The organism is Pseudomonas sp. BO3-4 (genome assembly GCF_034044115.1).
Taxonomy (GTDB): domain Bacteria; phylum Pseudomonadota; class Gammaproteobacteria; order Pseudomonadales; family Pseudomonadaceae; genus Aquipseudomonas; species Aquipseudomonas alloputida.
Map to the genome: position 1 here is coordinate 4,873,681 of NZ_CP139018.1, position 18,926 is coordinate 4,892,606.

General features: G+C 62.2%; 17 protein-coding genes. 3 read left to right on the top strand and 14 right to left on the bottom strand.

Annotation, left to right across the window (positions count from 1 at the left end; genetic code table 11):
- Positions 1–157 precede the first annotated feature (157 nt).
- Together mutS and fdxA are read left to right on the top strand one after the other, a co-directional pair.
- Positions 158–2,731, top strand: coding sequence for a DNA mismatch repair protein MutS (gene mutS, locus REH59_RS22400; protein ID WP_014861654.1), 2,574 nt, complete (start codon positions 158–160; stop codon positions 2,729–2,731).
- A gap of 140 nt (positions 2,732–2,871) precedes the next feature.
- A complete protein-coding gene (fdxA, locus tag REH59_RS22405) occupies positions 2,872–3,195 on the top strand; it encodes a ferredoxin FdxA (RefSeq protein WP_003252355.1) in 324 nt (107 codons plus the stop codon).
- A gap of 535 nt (positions 3,196–3,730) precedes the next feature.
- Here the strand turns inward: fdxA and rpoS are convergent.
- The 8 genes from rpoS to REH59_RS22445 form a co-directional block, all read right to left on the bottom strand.
- On the bottom strand, positions 3,731–4,738 hold the full coding sequence (gene rpoS / locus REH59_RS22410) for an RNA polymerase sigma factor RpoS (protein ID WP_003252351.1): 1,008 nt from the start codon (positions 4,736–4,738) through the stop codon (positions 3,731–3,733).
- 108 nt (positions 4,739–4,846) lie between these two features.
- Positions 4,847–5,704, bottom strand: coding sequence for a peptidoglycan DD-metalloendopeptidase family protein (locus tag REH59_RS22415; RefSeq protein ID WP_004574839.1), 858 nt, complete (start codon positions 5,702–5,704; stop codon positions 4,847–4,849).
- A 237-nt stretch (positions 5,705–5,941) separates the two neighbouring features.
- Positions 5,942–6,580 (bottom strand): protein-L-isoaspartate(D-aspartate) O-methyltransferase, encoded by a 639-nt coding sequence (locus tag REH59_RS22420; protein ID WP_003252348.1) that lies wholly within the window; start codon positions 6,578–6,580, stop codon positions 5,942–5,944.
- A gap of 35 nt (positions 6,581–6,615) precedes the next feature.
- Entirely contained in the window at positions 6,616–7,365 is a 750-nt protein-coding gene (gene surE / locus REH59_RS22425; protein ID WP_003252346.1) for a 5'/3'-nucleotidase SurE, read from the bottom strand.
- The gene (gene truD, locus REH59_RS22430; RefSeq protein WP_014861653.1) at positions 7,353–8,411 is read right to left on the bottom strand and encodes a tRNA pseudouridine(13) synthase TruD; all 1,059 of its coding nucleotides are present in this window, start codon (positions 8,409–8,411) and stop codon (positions 7,353–7,355) included. The genes surE and truD overlap by 13 nt, the downstream gene beginning before the upstream one ends.
- Positions 8,408–8,881: a 2-C-methyl-D-erythritol 2,4-cyclodiphosphate synthase gene (gene ispF, locus REH59_RS22435; RefSeq protein WP_003252342.1), complete on the bottom strand. Its 474-nt coding sequence runs from the start codon at positions 8,879–8,881 to the stop codon at positions 8,408–8,410. The genes truD and ispF overlap by 4 nt, the downstream gene beginning before the upstream one ends.
- A gap of 112 nt (positions 8,882–8,993) precedes the next feature.
- A complete protein-coding gene (gene fghA, locus REH59_RS22440; protein ID WP_003252340.1) occupies positions 8,994–9,848 on the bottom strand; it encodes an S-formylglutathione hydrolase in 855 nt (284 codons plus the stop codon).
- Positions 9,849–9,856: 8 nt separating this feature from the next.
- On the bottom strand, positions 9,857–10,969 hold the full coding sequence (locus REH59_RS22445; RefSeq protein WP_003252338.1) for an S-(hydroxymethyl)glutathione dehydrogenase/class III alcohol dehydrogenase: 1,113 nt from the start codon (positions 10,967–10,969) through the stop codon (positions 9,857–9,859).
- A gap of 107 nt (positions 10,970–11,076) precedes the next feature.
- Here REH59_RS22445 and REH59_RS22450 point away from each other — a divergent pair, with 107 nt between their 5' ends.
- Positions 11,077–11,973 carry a LysR substrate-binding domain-containing protein gene (locus REH59_RS22450; RefSeq protein ID WP_003252336.1) on the top strand — a complete coding sequence of 299 codons (897 nt, stop codon included), beginning with the start codon at positions 11,077–11,079 and terminating at the stop codon, positions 11,971–11,973.
- 160 nt (positions 11,974–12,133) lie between these two features.
- Here the strand turns inward: REH59_RS22450 and ispD are convergent, their stop codons facing one another.
- The 6 genes from ispD to tilS all read right to left on the bottom strand — a co-directional run bounded on the left by ispD (position 12,134) and on the right by tilS (position 18,757).
- A complete protein-coding gene (gene ispD / locus REH59_RS22455; protein WP_003252335.1) occupies positions 12,134–12,841 on the bottom strand; it encodes a 2-C-methyl-D-erythritol 4-phosphate cytidylyltransferase in 708 nt (235 codons plus the stop codon).
- Positions 12,838–13,119: a cell division protein FtsB gene (gene ftsB / locus REH59_RS22460; RefSeq protein ID WP_004576849.1), complete on the bottom strand. Its 282-nt coding sequence runs from the start codon at positions 13,117–13,119 to the stop codon at positions 12,838–12,840. Before ftsB ends, ispD begins: the two co-directional genes overlap by 4 nt.
- 165 nt (positions 13,120–13,284) lie before the next feature.
- Entirely contained in the window at positions 13,285–14,574 is a 1,290-nt protein-coding gene (eno, locus tag REH59_RS22465) for a phosphopyruvate hydratase (protein ID WP_003252333.1), read from the bottom strand.
- 154 nt (positions 14,575–14,728) lie between these two features.
- Positions 14,729–15,574, bottom strand: coding sequence for a 3-deoxy-8-phosphooctulonate synthase (kdsA, locus tag REH59_RS22470; RefSeq protein ID WP_003252332.1), 846 nt, complete (start codon positions 15,572–15,574; stop codon positions 14,729–14,731).
- A 3-nt stretch (positions 15,575–15,577) separates the two neighbouring features.
- A complete protein-coding gene (locus REH59_RS22475) occupies positions 15,578–17,206 on the bottom strand; it encodes a CTP synthase (protein ID WP_003252329.1) in 1,629 nt (542 codons plus the stop codon).
- A gap of 267 nt (positions 17,207–17,473) precedes the next feature.
- Entirely contained in the window at positions 17,474–18,757 is a 1,284-nt protein-coding gene (gene tilS, locus REH59_RS22480) for a tRNA lysidine(34) synthetase TilS (protein WP_014861652.1), read from the bottom strand.
- Positions 18,758–18,926 lie beyond the last annotated feature (169 nt).

An 18,926-nucleotide genomic window follows, 5' to 3' on the forward strand; every position in this document is an offset into this window, starting at 1 on the left:
TCGAGGGGCGCGCATTCTAGAGGGTTACGCGGTGCAGCTCCACCATTGCCCGCCAGACTGCGCGCATGCCCCAAAGCACGCGCCTGCATCGCAACGAAAAAGCCTGTACCATTACGGGTTTACCATCGCCAACCAGATCCCCCCTGTAAGGCCCTGAATGTCAGATCTTTCCGCACACACACCGATGATGCAGCAGTACTGGAAGCTGAAAAACCAGCACCCGGACCAGCTGATGTTCTACCGCATGGGCGACTTCTACGAGATCTTCTACGAAGATGCGAGAAAGGCCGCGAAACTGCTGGATATCACCCTGACCGCCCGCGGTCAGTCGGCCGGCCAGTCCATCCCCATGTGCGGGATTCCGTTCCATTCGCTGGAGGGCTACCTGGCCAAGCTGGTCAAGCTCGGCGAGTCGGTGGTGATCTGTGAGCAGATCGGCGACCCCGCCACCAGCAAGGGCCCGGTGGAGCGCCAGGTGGTGCGCATCATCACCCCCGGCACGGTCAGCGACGAGGCACTGCTCGACGAGCGCCGCGACAACCTGATTGCCGCACTGCTCGGTGACGAGCGCCTGTTCGGCCTGGCGGTACTGGACATCACCAGCGGCAATTTCAGCGTGCAAGAAATCAAGGGCTGGGAAAACCTGCTGGCCGAACTCGAGCGCCTGAACCCGGTCGAGCTGTTGATCCCCGACGACTGGCCACGGGACCTGCCTGCGGAAAAACGCCCAGGCGCCCGCCGCCGCGCCCCCTGGGACTTCGACCGCGACTCGGCACGCAAGGCCCTGTGCCAGCAGTTCGCGACCAAGGACCTCAAGGGCTTCGGCTGTGACAAGCTGACCCTGGCCATCGGTGCCGCCGGCTGCCTGCTGACCTACGCCAAGGAAACCCAGCGCACCGCGCTGCCGCACCTGCGCAGCCTGCGCCACGAGCGCCTGGACGATACGGTCATCCTCGATGGGGCCAGCCGCCGCAACCTGGAGCTGGACATCAACCTGGCCGGCGGGCGCGACAACACCCTGCAATCGGTGATCGACCGCTGCCAGACCGCCATGGCCAGCCGCCTGCTGAGCCGCTGGCTGAACCGCCCACTGCGCGACCTCAAGGTGCTGCAAGCACGCCAGGACTCGATCCGCTGCCTGCTCGACAGCTACCGCTTCGAGAAGCTGCAGCCGCAGCTGAAGGAGATTGGCGATATCGAGCGGATCCTCGCCCGTATTGGCCTGCGCAATGCCCGCCCGCGCGACCTGGCACGCCTGCGCGATGCGCTGGGCGCGTTGCCAGAGCTGCAGAACGCCATGACCGAGCTCGAAGCGCCGCACCTGGCGCGTCTGGCGGCCATTACCGGTACCTATCCGGAACTGGCCAGCCTGTTGGAGCGGGCGATCATCGATAACCCGCCGGCGGTGATCCGCGACGGCGGTGTACTGAAAGCCGGCTATGACAACGAACTGGACGAGCTGCTGGCAATCAGCGAGAACGCCGGTCAGTTCCTGATCGACCTGGAAACCCGGGAAAAGGCCCGCACCGGCCTTGCCAACCTCAAGGTCGGCTACAACCGCGTGCACGGCTACTTCATCGAACTGCCGACCAAGCAGGCCGAGCAGGCCCCGGGCGACTACATCCGCCGCCAGACCCTCAAAGGCGCCGAGCGCTTCATCACCCCGGAGCTCAAGGCGTTCGAGGACAAGGCATTGTCGGCCAAGAGCCGCGCCCTGGCCCGCGAGAAGATGCTCTACGACGCGCTGCTGGAAACCCTGATCAGCCACCTGGCACCGCTGCAGGACAGCGCCGCCGCCCTGGCCGAACTGGATGTGCTCAGCAACTTGGCCGAGCGCGCACTGAACCTCGACCTGAGCTGCCCACGCTTTGTCGACGAGCCTTGCCTGCGCATCGAGCAGGGCCGCCACCCGGTGGTGGAACAGGTACTGACCACGCCGTTCGTGGCCAACGACCTGGGCCTGGACAACAGTACGCGCATGCTGATCATCACCGGCCCTAACATGGGCGGTAAATCGACCTACATGCGCCAGACTGCGCTTATCGTGCTCCTGGCCCACATCGGTAGCTTCGTGCCGGCAGCCAGCTGCGAGCTGTCGCTGGTCGACCGCATCTTCACCCGCATCGGCTCCAGTGACGACCTGGCCGGCGGGCGCTCGACCTTCATGGTGGAGATGAGCGAGACCGCCAACATCCTGCACAACGCCACCGACCGCAGCCTGGTGCTGATGGACGAAGTGGGCCGCGGTACCAGCACCTTCGATGGCCTGTCGCTGGCCTGGGCCGCCGCCGAGCGCCTGGCCCAGCTGCGTGCCTACACACTGTTCGCCACCCACTACTTCGAACTGACCGTGCTGCCGGAGAGCGAGCCGCTGGTGGCCAACGTGCACCTGAACGCCACCGAGCACAATGAACGCATCGTGTTCCTGCACCACGTGCTACCCGGCCCTGCCAGCCAAAGCTACGGCCTGGCCGTTGCACAGCTGGCCGGCGTACCGACGGCAGTGATCCAGCGTGCTCGCGAACACCTTGGCCGGCTGGAAACCACCAGCCTGCCCCATGAGCAGCCTGCGGCCCACAAGGCCAAGGACGCGCCACAAGTGCCACACCAGAGCGACTTGTTTGCCAGCCTCCCTCATCCAGCCATCGAGAAGCTGGGCAAGCTGCAGCTGGACGACATGACCCCGCGTCAAGCTATCGAAATGCTATATCAACTAAAGAACCTGTTATAACGGCGCCCATTACAAGCTGGTAGAATCCGCCGCGGTTTGCTGGTGCTGCAGGTTATTAGCCTGGCCTGCAGCCACATACCCGTAAACCGCGCGGCCCTGAGAGGAAGGGCCGCCGCCGTCGCCTGAGGAGAGAATTAGAAATGACCTTCGTCGTCACCGACAACTGCATCAAATGCAAATACACCGACTGCGTGGAAGTCTGTCCGGTGGACTGCTTCTACGAAGGCCCGAACTTCCTGGTCATCCACCCGGACGAGTGCATCGACTGCGCCTTGTGCGAGCCGGAGTGCCCAGCGCAAGCCATCTTCTCGGAAGACGAAGTGCCTTCTGGCATGGAAAACTTCATCGAGCTGAACGCCGAGCTGGCGGAAATCTGGCCGAATATCACCGAGCGTAAGGACGCCCTGCCGGACGCTGAAGAATGGGATGGCAAGCCTGGCAAGATTGCCGACCTGGAGCGCTGATAGCGCCCAGACGCAAAAAAGGCCCTTCGGGGCCTTTTTTGTTTTCCTACGGGCAAAAAAAGGGGCGGTTTGACCCGCCCACATTTTTTTCCGTAGTCCCTGCTTGTCCCAAACATCATCCTGATGAAATCGCTTCTTGCGATGTCCCTGGCCTTCATCCTGAAAGCCTGTGCATGTCCCTGCGCACAGTTCGAATACTAGCGGGTTCAGCCAGGCGAGCAAGCGATGGAGCTTGCAAGGTATTTCCGCGGACACATTTACTCACCGGTGAATAAACCATGCTTTTCAATGGGTTGTAAAAATTCAGCCTTTGGAAACGACTTTGATTTACTGAAGGTTGCATGGAAAGCTTACACAACGAGTAAGTAAAGGCTTACACGCGATGTTACTGGGGTAGCGCGGTACACATTTGATAGGTGTCTTACCAGGTAGCGTCTGGGCGCCATGCGCCCCGGCAATCTGAAAGGGAACCTCGCTTTTCGCCACAAACAAAAACGCCCCGAGAGCATCGGGGCGTCTTTTGTTACAGCGCTAGCTACTGGAACAATGACTCGCTGGACAGACCATTCTTTTCAAGGATCTCGCGCAAGCGCTTGAGCCCTTCCACCTGGATTTGCCGCACGCGTTCACGGGTAAGGCCGATCTCCAGCCCAACATCCTCCAGGGTACTGCTTTCATGGCCGCGAAGGCCAAAGCGGCGTACAACCACTTCACGCTGCTTGTCGGTCAACTCGCCCAGCCACTGATCGATGCTCTGCGACAGGTCGTCATCCTGCAGCAGTTCGCACGGGTCCGTCGGGCGGTCGTCGGTCAGGGTATCGAGCAGCGTCTTGTCCGAATCCGGGCCAAGCGACACGTCTACCGAAGACACCCGTTCGTTCAGGCCGAGCATACGCTTGACCTCGGCGACCGGCTTTTCCAGCAAGGTGGCGATTTCTTCCGGCGAGGGCTCGTGGTCGAGTTTCTGCGTCAGCTCGCGCGCGGCGCGCAGGTAGACGTTCAGTTCCTTGACCACATGGATCGGCAGGCGAATGGTGCGAGTCTGGTTCATGATCGCCCGTTCGATGGTCTGGCGAATCCACCAGGTCGCGTAGGTCGAAAAACGGAAACCACGCTCCGGGTCGAACTTCTCGACCGCCCGGATCAGCCCCAGGTTGCCCTCCTCGATCAGGTCGAGCAACGACAGGCCACGGTTCACGTAACGACGGGCAATTTTGACAACCAGGCGCAGGTTGCTTTCGATCATGCGCTTGCGGCCGGCAGGGTCACCCTTTTGCGACAAGCGCGCAAAATGCACTTCTTCTTCCGGCGAAAGCAGCGGCGAGAAACCAATCTCGTTGAGATACAGCTGGGTGGCATCGAGCGCCCTGCTGTAATCGATGTACTTGTGTTGCTTGAGCGAAGAGCCCGATTTGGCCCTCGTCCGAACCGAAGATACAGCAGGTTCGTCTGACACCACATCCGTTTCCAAAACGATACCCGTCTCCATCAGGAGGACGTCATCGTCGATGTCAAACTCCGGCACTTCTTTACTGAGAGCCATTGTTATAATCCTTTGCTGAGTTCGAACTCAGACTCGAGCGGCACCTTTCTCCCTGGCAGCGCTTGAGCCTGTCCCCTCTACATCACAGGAACAGGCTGGGTACAACGGTCAACGACGTGGCAGGAACTGGAGTGGATCGACGGGTTTGCCCTGGCGGCGAATCTCGAAATGCAGCTTCACCCGATCTGTGCCCGTAGACCCCATTTCAGCAATCGACTGCCCTGCCTTGACCTGCTGCCCCTCCCGAACCAACAGCCTGCGGTTATGACCGTAGGCACTGACGTAGGTGTCGCTGTGCTTGATGATGATCAGCTCGCCGTAGCCCCTCAAACCACTCCCGGCATAAACCACCGCACCATCAGACGCAGCAAAAACAGGCTGTCCCAAATCACCGGCGATATCAATGCCTTTATTCAAACTACCGTTTGAAGCAAATTTTCCAATCAGCACGCCATTGGCAGGCCAGGTCCAACCACCTACCGCGCGCTCTGCGGCTGGTACGGTAGCGACCACAGGGGCAGGGGTGGAAGGCGCCGACGTGGCCGGTTTGCTGGTGCTGGCAGGCGCCGTGGCAGTGCTGCCCACAGGCCGCCGCGTGACCGTGGTGCGGCTTGACGAGGACGGGCTGGACACCACCGTGGTGCGGCTGCTGGAACCGCTGCTGAAACGAATCGCTTGGCCCGGGCGGATGGTATAAGGCGCCTGAATGCCGTTGCGTGCAGCCAGCTCCTTGTAGTCCCAGCCATAACGGAAGGCGATGGAGAACAGGGTGTCGCCTGGCTTGACGATGTATTGCCCAGAAGTCACCGCCGGGCGCTTGGGCACGGTGTTGTTGCGGTCGACCACCCGCGCGCTGTTGCTGCTGGTGCTTGAGCAACCCACCAGAAGCGTGCCCATGGCCAATGCAATCACCAGAAGCTTGAAACCCGACCCGTCCTTGCGCTGCCGAATGACTGTGTGACCCACCCGCGCTCCCCTCATGGTGCCGAAAATCGATATGAAGACAAGAAATGCAATATTGTTGCAATTATAACCAAGCCAGCCGGTAATGGCAGACGGGTTCAAAAGACGGGCATAAAACCCCGGTGCACGCTGTGCGTTAGCGCTTCGCACCGCCTGATAGACAGGGCGAAGCGACAAGAATTCGCCACCGGCACAAAAATACACCGCGCCTCATGCCTGCGCAGCTCAGATCAACAGGCCTCAGGCCAGAGGCCCATTGAGCAGCGGCACGAAGCGCACAGCCCCCAGTACGCGACGGGAGAATCCATGCTCCTCGCGCACGATCAGCATCAGTTGCTGCGCTTCGCCGGCCGGCCCTACCGGAATGACCATGCGTCCACCGGGTGCCAGTTGGTCGAGCAGTGCCTGTGGCACTTCCGGCGCCACGGCGGTGACGATGATGCCGTTGTACGGCGCAAGCGCCGGCCACCCCTCACAACCGTCACCCCAGCGGAATACCACGTTGCGCAGGTTAAGCTCCACCAGGCGCTCTTTGGCCCGGTCCTGCAGCACCTTGATGCGCTCTACCGAAAACACCCGCTCGACCAGCTGAGCCAGGATCGCCGTCTGGTAGCCCGAACCGGTGCCAATCTCCAGCACCTTGTCCAGCGGCCCGGCCTCGAGCAACAGCTCGCTCATGTGAGCAACCATGAACGGCTGGGAGATGGTCTGGTTGTGGCCGATCGGCAGCGCGGTGTCTTCGTATGCTCGATGCGCCAGCGCCTCGTCGACGAACAGGTGGCGCGGCGTACGACGGATCACGTCGAGCACCTTGGTGTTCGAAACCCCCTCTTCGCACAAACGCTGTATCAGCCGCTCCCGGGTACGCTGAGAGGTCATGCCGATGCCACGCCGCAGCATATCGTCCTCGCGCATCAGAGCAGGCCCTCCAGCCATCCATCGAGCTGCTCGAAGGCATCATTGAAGGTGCGGTCGAGCTGCAATGGGGTAATCGATACGTAGCCTTGCATCACCGCGTGGAAGTCGGTGCCCGGGCCGCCGTCCTCGGCATCACCGGCCACGGCAATCCAGTAGCCTTCCTTGCCACGCGGGTTGACCACCTTGGTGGGCGCCGCCGCCCGCGCGCGGTGACCGAGACGGGTGAGCTGGATGCCACGGATGTGCTCCAGTGGCAAGTTGGGAATATTGACGTTGAGTACAGTGCGTGGCGGCAACACCAGGCGCGACTGTGCCTCGACCAGACGACGGGCGATATAGGCCGCAGTCGGCAGGTTGTCCGGCTGGCGCGACAACAGCGAGAACGCCAGCGAGGTACCGCCGAGGAAGCGGCCTTCCAGCGCCGCAGCGACCGTTCCCGAATACAGCACGTCATCGCCCAGATTGGCACCGAGGTTGATCCCCGACACGACCATATCCGGCGTCTGCGGCAACAGCCCATTGAGCCCCAGGTGCACGCAGTCGGTCGGCGTGCCGTTGAGGCTGATGAAGCCATTGGCCAGGGTCTGCGGATGCAGTGGCCGGTCCAGCGTCAGCGAACTGCTGGCGCCGCTCTTGTCTTGATCCGGGGCGATCACCGCGCACTCGGCATAATCCACCAGCGCAGCGTGCAGCGCGGCGATGCCAGGTGCGGTAACACCGTCGTCATTCGAAATCAGAATACGCATGGGCTGTCCGTCTGCCCTGCCGACACCAGATCCACGACTTCACGCACCACCACGGTGGCGAAGCATCCGGCCGGCAGGACGAATTCCAGTTGCAGGATATCAGGCTCGGGATAATGCCACGTCAGGCCGCCAATAGGGAGCCGCAGAATTCGCCGTTCGTGATCCATGCCCGCCTGAGCCAGCCACTGGCAAAGTGCCGGCTGACGTGCGCCGATAGCGTTTTCCAGCTGGGCAGGCGCACCGCCAGCAGGTGAAGCGCCCTCCCCCCACATCGGGCCGGTTGGATGCAAGTCGAGAATCGCCAGCCGCGGGTCGGCACATTCCGCCTCACCCGCCGGGAAGAAACTGCGGCTTTCGGTGAACGCCAGCAGGTCGCCGACCTGGGCTCGGGCCCAGCTACCATCAGCGACACGCGCAGCCAACAACTGATTGAACAGGTAGCTGCGCCCGGCCGAAAGCAGCCGCGAACGCACGTTGCGCTGTTCAGGCAAAGCCTTGCGTGCGGCCCAATCGAGGGCGTCATGGACGTTGCCACCCCCGTGCCCGAAGCGCTGGGTGCCGAAATAGTTGGGCACACCTTGCTGCCTGAGCTGCTCCAGGCGCGCATCCACCGCCTGGTGATCGGCAGCCAGGGCGGTCAGGCGCAAGGTGAACCCGTTGGCCGAATGCGCGCCGCGCTGCAGTTTGCGCTGGTGACGCACCTGTTTGAGCACACGCAGGCTGGCATCCTCGGCACGCGACAGATCCGGGTCGGCCTTGCCCGGCAGGTGCAGGCTGAACCACTGGCGGGTCAGCGCCTGGCGGTCCTTCAGGCCGGCATAGCTGATGCTGCGCACGGGCACGCCAGCGGCGCGGGCAAGGCGCCGGGCGGCTTCTTCAGTGTTCAGGTCACGCTTCTCGACCCACAGCCACAGGTGCTCGCCTTGGCCGGATAGCGGTATATCCAGAACTTCGTCAACCTGAAAGTCTTCGGCAACCGCTTTGAGGACGGCGGTGCCCAGGGGTTCGCCCGATGCGCGCGGGCCCAGCAATTCCAGTTCGGTCATGCTGGCAGCAGCAGGGCGACCGAATGCACGGCAATGCCCTCCTCGCGGCCGGTAAAGCCAAGCTTCTCTGTGGTGGTGGCCTTGACATTGACCTGGTCGAGCTCGACCTGCAGGTCTTCGGCGATCAGCTGGCGCATGGTTTCGATGTGTGGGGCCATTTTCGGTGCCTGGGCGACGATGGTGGCGTCAACGTTGCCGACCTTCCAGCCCTTGGCCTTGACGATGCCGACCACATGGCGCAGCAGCGCGCGGCTGTCAGCCCCCTTGAACTGCGGGTCAGTGTCAGGGAAGTGCTTGCCGATGTCGCCCAGCGCCGCAGCGCCAAGCAAGGCATCGCTCAGGGCGTGCAACAGCACGTCACCGTCAGAATGGGCCAACAGGCCGTATTTGTGGGGGATACGCACCCCGCCCAGGGTAATGAAATCACCGTCGCAGAAACGGTGCACATCGTAGCCGTGGCCAATACGCATAAAAAAACGCCCTGAATGAGTCAGGGCGTGATTCTACCTGCTTTGCAGGGGATTTGTGGGATTGGGGCTGCTGTGCAGCCCTTCGCGGGCACGCCCGCTCCCACAGCAAGCGTTAAACCCGCCCCAGTGCCACCGCATGATGGCGCAGGTGCTCCTCGATGAAGCTGGCAATGAAGTAGTAGCTATGGTCATAACCCGGCTGCATACGCAGGGTCATTGCATGGCCACCTTTGCGTGCCGCCTGTTCCAGCGCTTCAGGCTTGAGTTGCTTCTCGAGGAAGTCGTCACGGTCGCCCTGATCCACCAGCAACGGCGGGCATTGGCCTGCCGGGGTTTCGGCCAGCAGCACGCTGGCATCCCACTCACGCCAGCGCCCACGGTCTTCACCCAGGTAGCGGCTGAAGGCTTTCTCGCCCCACGGACAATCCATCGGATTGCTGATTGGCGAGAATGCCGACACCGAGCGGTAGCGCCCCGGATTGCGCAAGGCGCACACCAGCGCGCCATGCCCACCCATGGAGTGGCCGCTGATGCTGCGCTCGCCCGACGCCGGGAAGTGGGCCTCGATCAGGGCTGGCAACTCCTCCACCACATAGTCGTGCATGCGGTAGTGCTGGGCCCAGGGTTGCTGGGTGGCGTTGAGGTAGAAGCCAGCGCCCAGGCCGAAGTCCCAGGCGCCGTCCGGATCGCCCGGCACCTGCTCGCCACGCGGGCTGGTATCGGGGGCAACGATGATCAGCCCCAGCTCGGCGGCCAGACGCTGGGCGCCGGCCTTCTGCATGAAGTTCTCGTCGGTGCAGGTGAGGCCGCTGAGCCAGTAAAGCACCGGCAGCTTTTCGCCCTGCTCGGCCTGCGGTGGCAGGTACACGGCGAACACCATATCGCAACCCAGCACCTTGGAATGATGCCGGTAACGCTTGTGCCAGCCGCCGAAGCTCTTCTGGCAGGAGATGTTATCCAGGCTCATGGCAGACCTCAGAAGTGGATCACGCTACGGATGCTCTTGCCTTCATGCATCAGGTCGAAGGCCTTGTTGATGTCTTCCAGCCCCATCGTGTGGGTGATGAAGGTGTCCAGCGGGATCTCGCCTTTCTCGGACATTTCCACGTAGCTCGGCAGTTCGCTGCGGCCACGCACCCCGCCGAACGCCGAACCACGCCAGACCCGACCGGTAACCAGCTGGAACGGACGCGTGGAAATTTCCTGGCCGGCACCGGCCACACCGATGATCACCGACTCACCCCAGCCCTTGTGGCAGCATTCCAGGGCGGCGCGCATCAGCTGAACGTTGCCGATGCACTCGAAGGAGAAGTCCACGCCACCATCGGTGAGGTCGACGATCACTTCCTGGATCGGGCGATCGTAGTCTTTCGGGTTGATGCAATCGGTGGCACCCAGTTGGCGGGCGATTTCGAACTTGGCCGGGTTGATGTCGATGGCGATGATACGCGAGGCCTTGGCCTTGACCGCACCGATCACGGCTGACAGGCCGATGCCACCGAGGCCGAAGATGGCCACGGTATCACCTGGCTTGACCTTGGCAGTGTTGAGTACCGCGCCGATACCGGTGGTGACGCCGCAGCCCAGCAGGCAGACCTTTTCCAGTGGTGCTTCTTTCTGGATCTTGGCCACGGAAATTTCCGGCAGCACGGTGTATTCGGAGAACGTCGAGGTGCCCATGTAGTGGAACAGTTGCTGGCCCTTGTACGAGAAGCGCGTGGTGCCGTCCGGCATCAGGCCCTTGCCCTGGGTGGCGCGGATGGCCTGGCACAGGTTGGTCTTGCCCGAGAGGCAGAACTTGCACTTGCCGCATTCTGGGGTGTACAGCGGGATGACGTGGTCACCCACGGCGACCGAGGTCACCCCCTCGCCCACCGCTTCGACGATGGCACCGCCTTCGTGGCCGAGGATCGACGGGAAGATACCTTCCGGGTCAGCACCGGACAGGGTATAGGCATCGGTGTGGCAGACACCGCTGGCGACCACGCGCAGCAGCACTTCACCGGCCTTTGGCATGGCCACGTCGACTTCGACGATTTCCAGGGGTTTCTTGGCTTCGAAGGCAACGGCAGCACGGGACTTGATCATCAAAGGTCTCCAGACAGTGGATCGATTCAGTCTTGCAGTGTAATTCAGCGTCATTTGATTAATAATCAGGCCAAAGACAAAACATTATTGCCATACAGGGATAATCGATGAGCAGCCGATGGGAAGGCATCGACGAATTTGTCGCCGTGGCCGAATCGGGCCAGTTCACTGCCGCCGCCGAACGCCTGGGGGTTTCCTCATCGCACATCAGCCGGCAGATCGCCCGGCTGGAGGACCGCCTGCAAACGCGCTTGCTGTACCGCAGTACCCGCAGGGTAACCCTGAGCGAGGCAGGGCAGACTTTCCTGCAGCATTGCCAACGCTTGCAGGATGGCCGCGAGGAAGCGCTGCGCGCCATGGGCGACCTGGCCAGCGAACCCAAGGGCTTGTTGCGCATGACGTGCGCAGTGGCCTACGGCGAGCGCTTCATCGTGCCGCTGGTGACGCGATTCATGGCGCTGTACCCGCAGCTGCGCGTGGATGTGGAGCTGAGCAACCACACCCTCGACCTGCTGCATGAAGGCATGGACCTGGCCATCCGTCTTGGCCGCCTGGCCGACTCTCGCTTGGTGGCTACCCGCCTGGCGCCAAGGCGCATGTACCTGTGCGCCTCGCCGGCCTATCTTGAGCGCTATGGCCGGCCACACAGCCTGTCGGAGCTGGCGCGGCACAATTGCCTGGTGGGGAGTTCGGACTTGTGGGCGCTACAGCAGGATGGCCGTGAGATCAGCCAGCGGGTACAGGGTAACTGGCGCTGCAACAGTGGCCAGGCAGTGCTGGATGCGGCGCTGCAAGGGATCGGGTTGTGCCAGTTGCCGGATTACTACGTGCTGGAACACCTGAACAGTGGTGCGCTGGTGTCGCTGCTGGAGGCGCACCAACCGCCGAATACGGCGGTGTGGGCGCTGTATCCGCAGCAGAGGCACCTGTCGCCGAAGGTACGGCGGCTGGTGGATTACCTGAAGGAGGGGTTGGCGGGGTTGCCGGAGTATCGTTTCGGCTGACGGGATGTGCTGCATGTACTGGCCTCTTCGCGGGTGAACCCGCTCCTACGACGACCTGTGCCCAAGCACCGATGCGTATGTAGGAGCGGGTTTACCCGCGAATACGGCGGCGGCGCCAACGGTGAACGCCGGGTGGAAATTGGCCGCCCCAGTAGAACGCTCAGCGTTTACCCGCCCAGCGCTGGCGCAACCATTCGAGATCTTCGGGCCGGGTTACCTTTATGTTGTCACTGCGCCCTTCCACCAGCCGCGGCGCCTGACCGGACCATTCGATGGCCGAGGCTTCATCGGTCACCACCACATCCGACACCAGGCACTCAGCCAGCGCCCGGTGCAACGCTCCAAGGCGGAACATCTGCGGTGTGTACGCCTGCCAGATCGTGCTGCGGTCCACCGTAGCACTCACCCGGCCATGGCTGTCGGCACGCTTGAGGGTATCGCGCGCCGGCACCGCCAGCAGGCCACCCACCGGGTCGTCCGCCAGCTCCGACAACAGCTTGTCCAGGTCGCTGCGTGCCAGGTTCGGCCGCGCAGCATCGTGCACCAGCACCCAGTCGCTGTCCCCCGCCCCCTGGGCATGCAGCACCAGCAAGGCGTTAAGCACCGAGTCAGCGCGTTCACGCCCGCCCGCCGCGCACTGGATGCGTGGGTCGCTGGCGTAGCGCAGGCCAGGCCAGTACGGGTCGTCTTCGGCAATGCTGACCACCACGCCCTTAAGTGCCGGGTGGCCAAGAAAACAGTCGAGGCTGTGCTCGAGAAGGGTCTGCCCAGCCAGCTCCAGGTATTGCTTGGGGCGGTCGGCAGCCATGCGGGCACCCACACCCGCCGCAGGAATCACGGCCCAGAAGGCCGGCAAGGTATCGATCATTTCTGTGGCAACTGGAAGAGGGTTTCGCCCTCTTTGACCATCCCCAATTCGTGGCGGGCCCGTTCTTCAACGGTCTCCATGCCTTTTTTCAGCTCTAGCACTTCAGCATCGAGCACACGATTACGCTCGAGCAAGCGCTCGTTTTCGGCATGCTGATCGGCAATCTGCTGCTTCAGTTCGGTCACTTGCGCCAGGCTGCCGTTACCCACCCACAGGCGGTACTGCAGGCCACCCAACAGCAAGAGCAGAACGAGGAACAACCAATAGGGACTGCGCATCACGTTATCCAGGTTAAAAAGGCTGCCGCGTTTTTACTTCGGGGCCTCGAATAGCACGAAGCCTGGCCGAGGCCAGGCTTCGTCGACAGAAACCCGTTAGTACGTAGGAAAGTTCAGTACGAACGTTCCTACAACTTCGGCTGCTGCCTTTTTACCATCTCTTGCTTAGCCGCGAAACTCGGCACGACCGCGGTAAACCGCTTTGGCGCCCAGTTGCTCTTCGATGCGCAGCAGCTGGTTGTACTTGGAAACGCGGTCGGAACGGCACAGCGAGCCGGTCTTGATCTGGCCAGCAGCAGTACCCACAGCCAGGTCGGCAATGGTCGAGTCTTCGGTTTCACCGGAACGGTGCGAGATCACTGCAGTGTAACCAGCAGCCTTGGCCATCTGGATGGCTTCCAGGGTTTCGGTCAGCGAGCCGATCTGGTTGAACTTGATCAGGATCGAGTTACCGATGCCTTTCTCGATGCCTTCCTTGAGGATCTTGGTGTTGGTCACGAACAGGTCGTCACCGACCAGCTGGACTTTTTCACCGATCTTGTCAGTGAGGATTTTCCAGCCAGCCCAGTCGGACTCGTCCAGGCCGTCTTCGATCGAAATGATCGGGAAACGCTCGGTCAGGCCTTTCAGGTAGTCGGCGAAGCCTTCGGCGTCGAACGACTTGCCTTCGCCGGACAGGTTGTACTTGCCGTCTTCGTAGAATTCAGAAGCCGCGCAGTCCAGGGCCAGGGTCACGTCGGTGCCCAGCTTGTAGCCGGCTTTTTCGACAGCTTCAGCGATGGCGCCCAGGGCGTCTTCGTTGGATGCCAGGTTCGGGGCGAAACCACCTTCATCACCTACGGCGGTGTTCAGGCCACGGGCCTTCAGGACGGCCTTGAGGTGGTGGAAGATTTCGGTACCCATGCGCAGGCCGTCAGAGAAGGTCTTGGCGCCAACCGGCTGAACCATGAACTCCTGGATGTCGACGTTGTTGTCGGCGTGCTCGCCACCGTTGATGATGTTCATCATCGGAACCGGCATCGAGTACTGGCCCGGGGTGCCGTTCAGGTTGGCGATGTGCGCGTACAGCGGCAGGTCCTGGTCCTGGGCAGCAGCTTTGGCGGCAGCCAGGGAAACAGCCAGGATGGCGTTGGCGCCCAGCTTGGCCTTGTTCTCGGTACCGTCCAGTTCAATCATGGCGCGGTCCAGCGCCTTCTGGTCGGAAGGATCCTTGCCCAGCAGCAGGTCACGGATCGGGCCGTTGATGTTGGCGACGGCCTTCAGCACGCCCTTGCCCAGGTAACGGCTCTTGTCGCCATCACGCAGCTCCAGCGCTTCGCGCGAGCCGGTAGAAGCACCGGACGGCGCGCAAGCGCTGCCGATGATGCCGTTGTCGAGCAGTACATCGGCTTCCACAGTGGGGTTGCCACGCGAATCGAGAACTTCACGACCTTTGATGTCGACGATTTTTGCCATTGTTGTAAGCACTCCAGAATTTGACGAAAACAACTTAGCTTAGGAAATTCTTGCCGTTCACCAGGCGAACTTGCTTTGGGCAGGCCTGATGAAGGGAGCCCCTGACCGACTGGTCAGGGGTGGATCGGGCGGTACTTTACCCGAGAAATGAGCTTTACGCGGTTTCTACCGTCGGAAAACTTTTCACCAGGTCGTCCAATTGCTTGAGCTGGACCAGGAACGGCTCCAGTTTATCCAGGCGCAAGGCGCATGGGCCATCGCACTTGGCGTTGTCCGGATCGGGGTGGGCTTCGAGGAAAAGCCCGGCCAGGCCCTGGCTCATGCCGGCCTTGGCCAGGTCAGTGACCTGGGCACGACGGCCGCCGGCGGAATCGGCGCGGCCACCCGGCATCTGCAGGGCGTGGGTCACGTCGAAGAACACCGGGTAGTCGAACTGCTTCATGATGCCGAAGCCCAGCATGTCGACCACCAGGTTGTTGTAGCCGAAACTCGAACCACGCTCGCAGAGTATCAACTGGTCGTTACCGGCTTCTTCGCACTTGGCCAGGATGTGTTTCATTTCCTGAGGTGCGAGGAACTGAGCCTTCTTGATGTTGATCACCACGCCGGTCTTGGCCATGGCCACTACCAGGTCAGTCTGCCGCGACAGGAAAGCCGGCAACTGGATGATGTCGCATACCTTGGCGACGGGCTCGGCCTGGTAAGGCTCGTGCACGTCGGTGATCACCGGCACGTTGAAGGTGCGCTTGATCTCTTCGAAGATCTTCAGCCCCTCTTCCATGCCAGGGCCACGGTAGGACGTTACCGACGAACGGTTGGCCTTGTCGAAGCTGGCCTTGAACACATACGGGATACCGAGCTTCTCGGTAACCCGCACGTACTCTTCGCAGACCTTCATCGCCAGGTCACGGGACTCCAGAACATTCATGCCGCCGAACAGGACGAAAGGCTTGTCGTTGGCGATTTCGATGTTACCGACGCGGATGATCTTCTGGGTCATCGATCAGGCCTTGTTCTTCTGAGCCAGGGCTGCCTTGACGAAGCCGCTGAACAGCGGGTGGCCGTCACGCGGGGTGGAGGTGAACTCCGGGTGGAACTGGCAAGCGACGAACCATGGGTGGTCCTTGGACTCGACCACTTCCACCAGCGCGCCGTCTTCGGAACGGCCGGAAACCACCAGACCAGCTTCCACCAGTTGTGGCAGCAGGTTGTTGTTCACTTCGTAGCGGTGACGGTGACGCTCGGTGATCACGTCCTTGCCGTAGCAGTCGTGCACCTTGGAACCGGCAGCCAGCTGGCAGTCCTGTGCGCCCAGGCGCATGGTGCCGCCCAGGTCGGAAGCCTCGTCGCGGGTCTCGACGGCACCGGTGGCATCGGCCCACTCGGTGATCAGGCCGACCACTGGGTGGCCGCTGTTACGGTCGAACTCGGTGGAGTTGGCGTCTTTCCAGCCCATCACGTTACGGGCGAATTCGATGACGGCCACCTGCATGCCCAGGCAGATACCCAGGTACGGCACCTTGTTCTCACGGGCGTATTGCACCGCGGTGATCTTGCCTTCCACACCGCGCAGGCCGAAACCGCCCGGTACCAGGATGGCATCGGCGCCTTCGAGCAGGCTGGTGCCCTGGTTCTCGATGTCTTCCGAATCGATGTAGCGCAGGTTGACCTTGGTCCGGTTGGTGATGCCGGCGTGGCTCATCGCTTCGATCAGCGACTTGTACGCATCCAGCAGCTCCATGTACTTGCCGACCATGGCGATGGTCACTTCGTGCTCCGGGTTGAGCTTGGCATCAACCACCTTGTCCCACTCGGACAGGTCGGCACCATTGCACTGCAGGCCGAAGCGCTCGACGACGAAGTCGTCCAGGCCCTGAGCATGCAGTACGCCCGGGATCTTGTAGATGGTGTCGACGTCTTCCAGCGAAATCACCGCACGCTCTTCAACGTTGGTGAACAGCGCAATCTTGCGACGCGACGAAGCATCCACCGGGTGGTCGGAGCGGCAGATCAGCACGTCAGGCTGCAGGCCGATGGAGCGCAGCTCCTTGACCGAGTGCTGGGTCGGCTTGGTCTTGGTTTCGCCAGCGGTGGCGATGTACGGGACCAGGGTCAGGTGCATCAGCATGGCACGCTTGGAGCCCACTTCGACACGCAGCTGGCGAATCGCCTCGAGGAACGGCTGCGACTCGATATCCCCCACGGTACCGCCGATTTCCACCAGGGCCACGTCGGCATCGCCGGCACCCTTGATGATGCGACGCTTGATTTCGTCGGTGATGTGCGGGATGACCTGGATGGTCGCGCCCAGGTAATCACCACGACGCTCTTTACGCAGCACGTGCTCGTAGATACGGCCAGTGGTGAAGTTGTTGTTCTGGGTCATGGTGGTGCGGATGAACCGCTCGTAGTGACCCAGGTCGAGGTCGGTCTCGGCGCCATCGTGGGTGACAAAAACTTCACCGTGCTGGAACGGGCTCATGGTACCCGGGTCGACGTTGATGTACGGATCCAGCTTGAGCATGGTGACCTTCAGGCCCCGCGCTTCCAGGATGGCCGCCAGGGAAGCCGAGGCAATGCCTTTCCCCAATGAAGAAACAACACCGCCCGTGACGAATATGTAGCGCGTCATGAAAAACCCTAGAAGTCTGCGTTAAGGCGGCCAGCGCCGCCGGAGAAAGCGAAGGAAGGCCGAAGCCCCCGATCACCTGCGTCAATCACAGTGCATCTCGAAAAACTGCCGCGTCTGTACAGCCAGGGTATACCCGGCATGGCGTTCGCTCGTCATTTCCAGAATCAGCTCGGCAAAAAACTGCTTGGTAATCGGCAACTCCTGTGTTTTCGCGGAACCCACAGAAGTTGTATCAAGAAGGGAGGGTAGTCTACCGGAATGTACCCTTCAGCTCAAACCTTGCGCGTTCGTCGGTAACTGCCAGTGCAGTTGGCAATCCGCCTGCACCAGCCCGGGCAGGTTGGCCACCGCCAGCAGGCATTCGCCGTGATACAGCAACGGCAGGCGCGAGCGCAGGAAATGCGGCACCTGCTGTTCGTTGAGCAGGCGCTTGAGGTCCCGCCGACCACGGCCGGGAACCTCCAGCATTTCCCCCCCCTGACGGTAGGCAATGCGCAACCCGCTCGGCACGGCTGCGCCAACAAGACGCACGCAACCATTGCCCGGCAACCGCAACGGCCCATCAGGGTCGGGCCAGGCCAGCGAGCCAGCCGGTTGCTGTAGCCAATCACCGCTCAACCACCAGATGCGCCCGTGGCTACGCACCAACCGTCCATCGGCAAGCCGCCAGACTGGCCGGGCATCGGCACCGGCATCGCGCAGGTCTGCCCAGCCGGCCCAGTGCCGGGTATCGGGCAAACGGGTGCGCTGGCTAAGCCAGTACTGCAAGGCATTGCGCTGACGGGCCGGCGATAACGCCAGCAGGGCGGCCAGGTCGAGGGAATCCAGCCCCGGCCAGGCGAGAGGCGCCCCTTTGCGCGCAAGCGTCAGATCCTCCTGGGCCAGTTCGTCCAGCAAACCCAGCGCCTCGCCCAGATGCTCTGCTGCCCGGGCGAAGTTCTGGCTGGCCTGTGGCCAACGTTGCTGCAACTGCGGCATCACTTCGCCGCGCAGGTAGTTGCGGGCGAATTGTGTGTCGACGTTTGACGGGTCTTCGATCCAGGTCAGCCCTTGGGCTTGGGCATAATCCTGCAAATGTTGCCGGGAACAGGTCAGTAACGGCCTGACCAGGCTGCCCTGCCCCAGCGCCCGCTGCCCCGGCATTGCCGCCAGGCCACGCAGGCCGGCGCCGCGCAACAGGCGGAACAGCAGGGTCTCGGCCTGGTCGTCGCGGTGCTGGCCGGTGAACAGGATATCGCCCGGGCCGAGCACTTGCCTGAAGGCGGCATAGCGGGCCTCTCGGGCCGCCTGTTCCAGGCTGGCGCCTGGGGAAACCTGGACGTGGATGACCTGGAGTTCAACGTCGAAATTGTCGCAGATGGCTTGGCAGTGGGTGGGCCAGGCGTCGGCAGCGGCTTGCAGGCCGTGGTGGATATGGATGGCGCGCAGCGGGGGGGAGGCGTGGTTGCGGGCGTATTCGGCCAGCAGGTGCAGGAGGACGGTGGAATCGAGGCCGCCGGAGAAGGCGACGTGCCAGGTGGGGGCGTTGAGCCAAGGAGTGAGGTTGATCATCTAGCCCTCGCTCGATTCAAGAAAGCATTCGCGGGCATGCCCGCGCCCACATGTACGGCGCAAGCCTCAAGGGCAGCGCAACCTGTAGGAGCGGGTTTACCCGCGAACACCGGCGAAGCCGGTGCCATCAATCACAAGGGCCGCAAAACGGCCCCAGGGCTAATCAGAA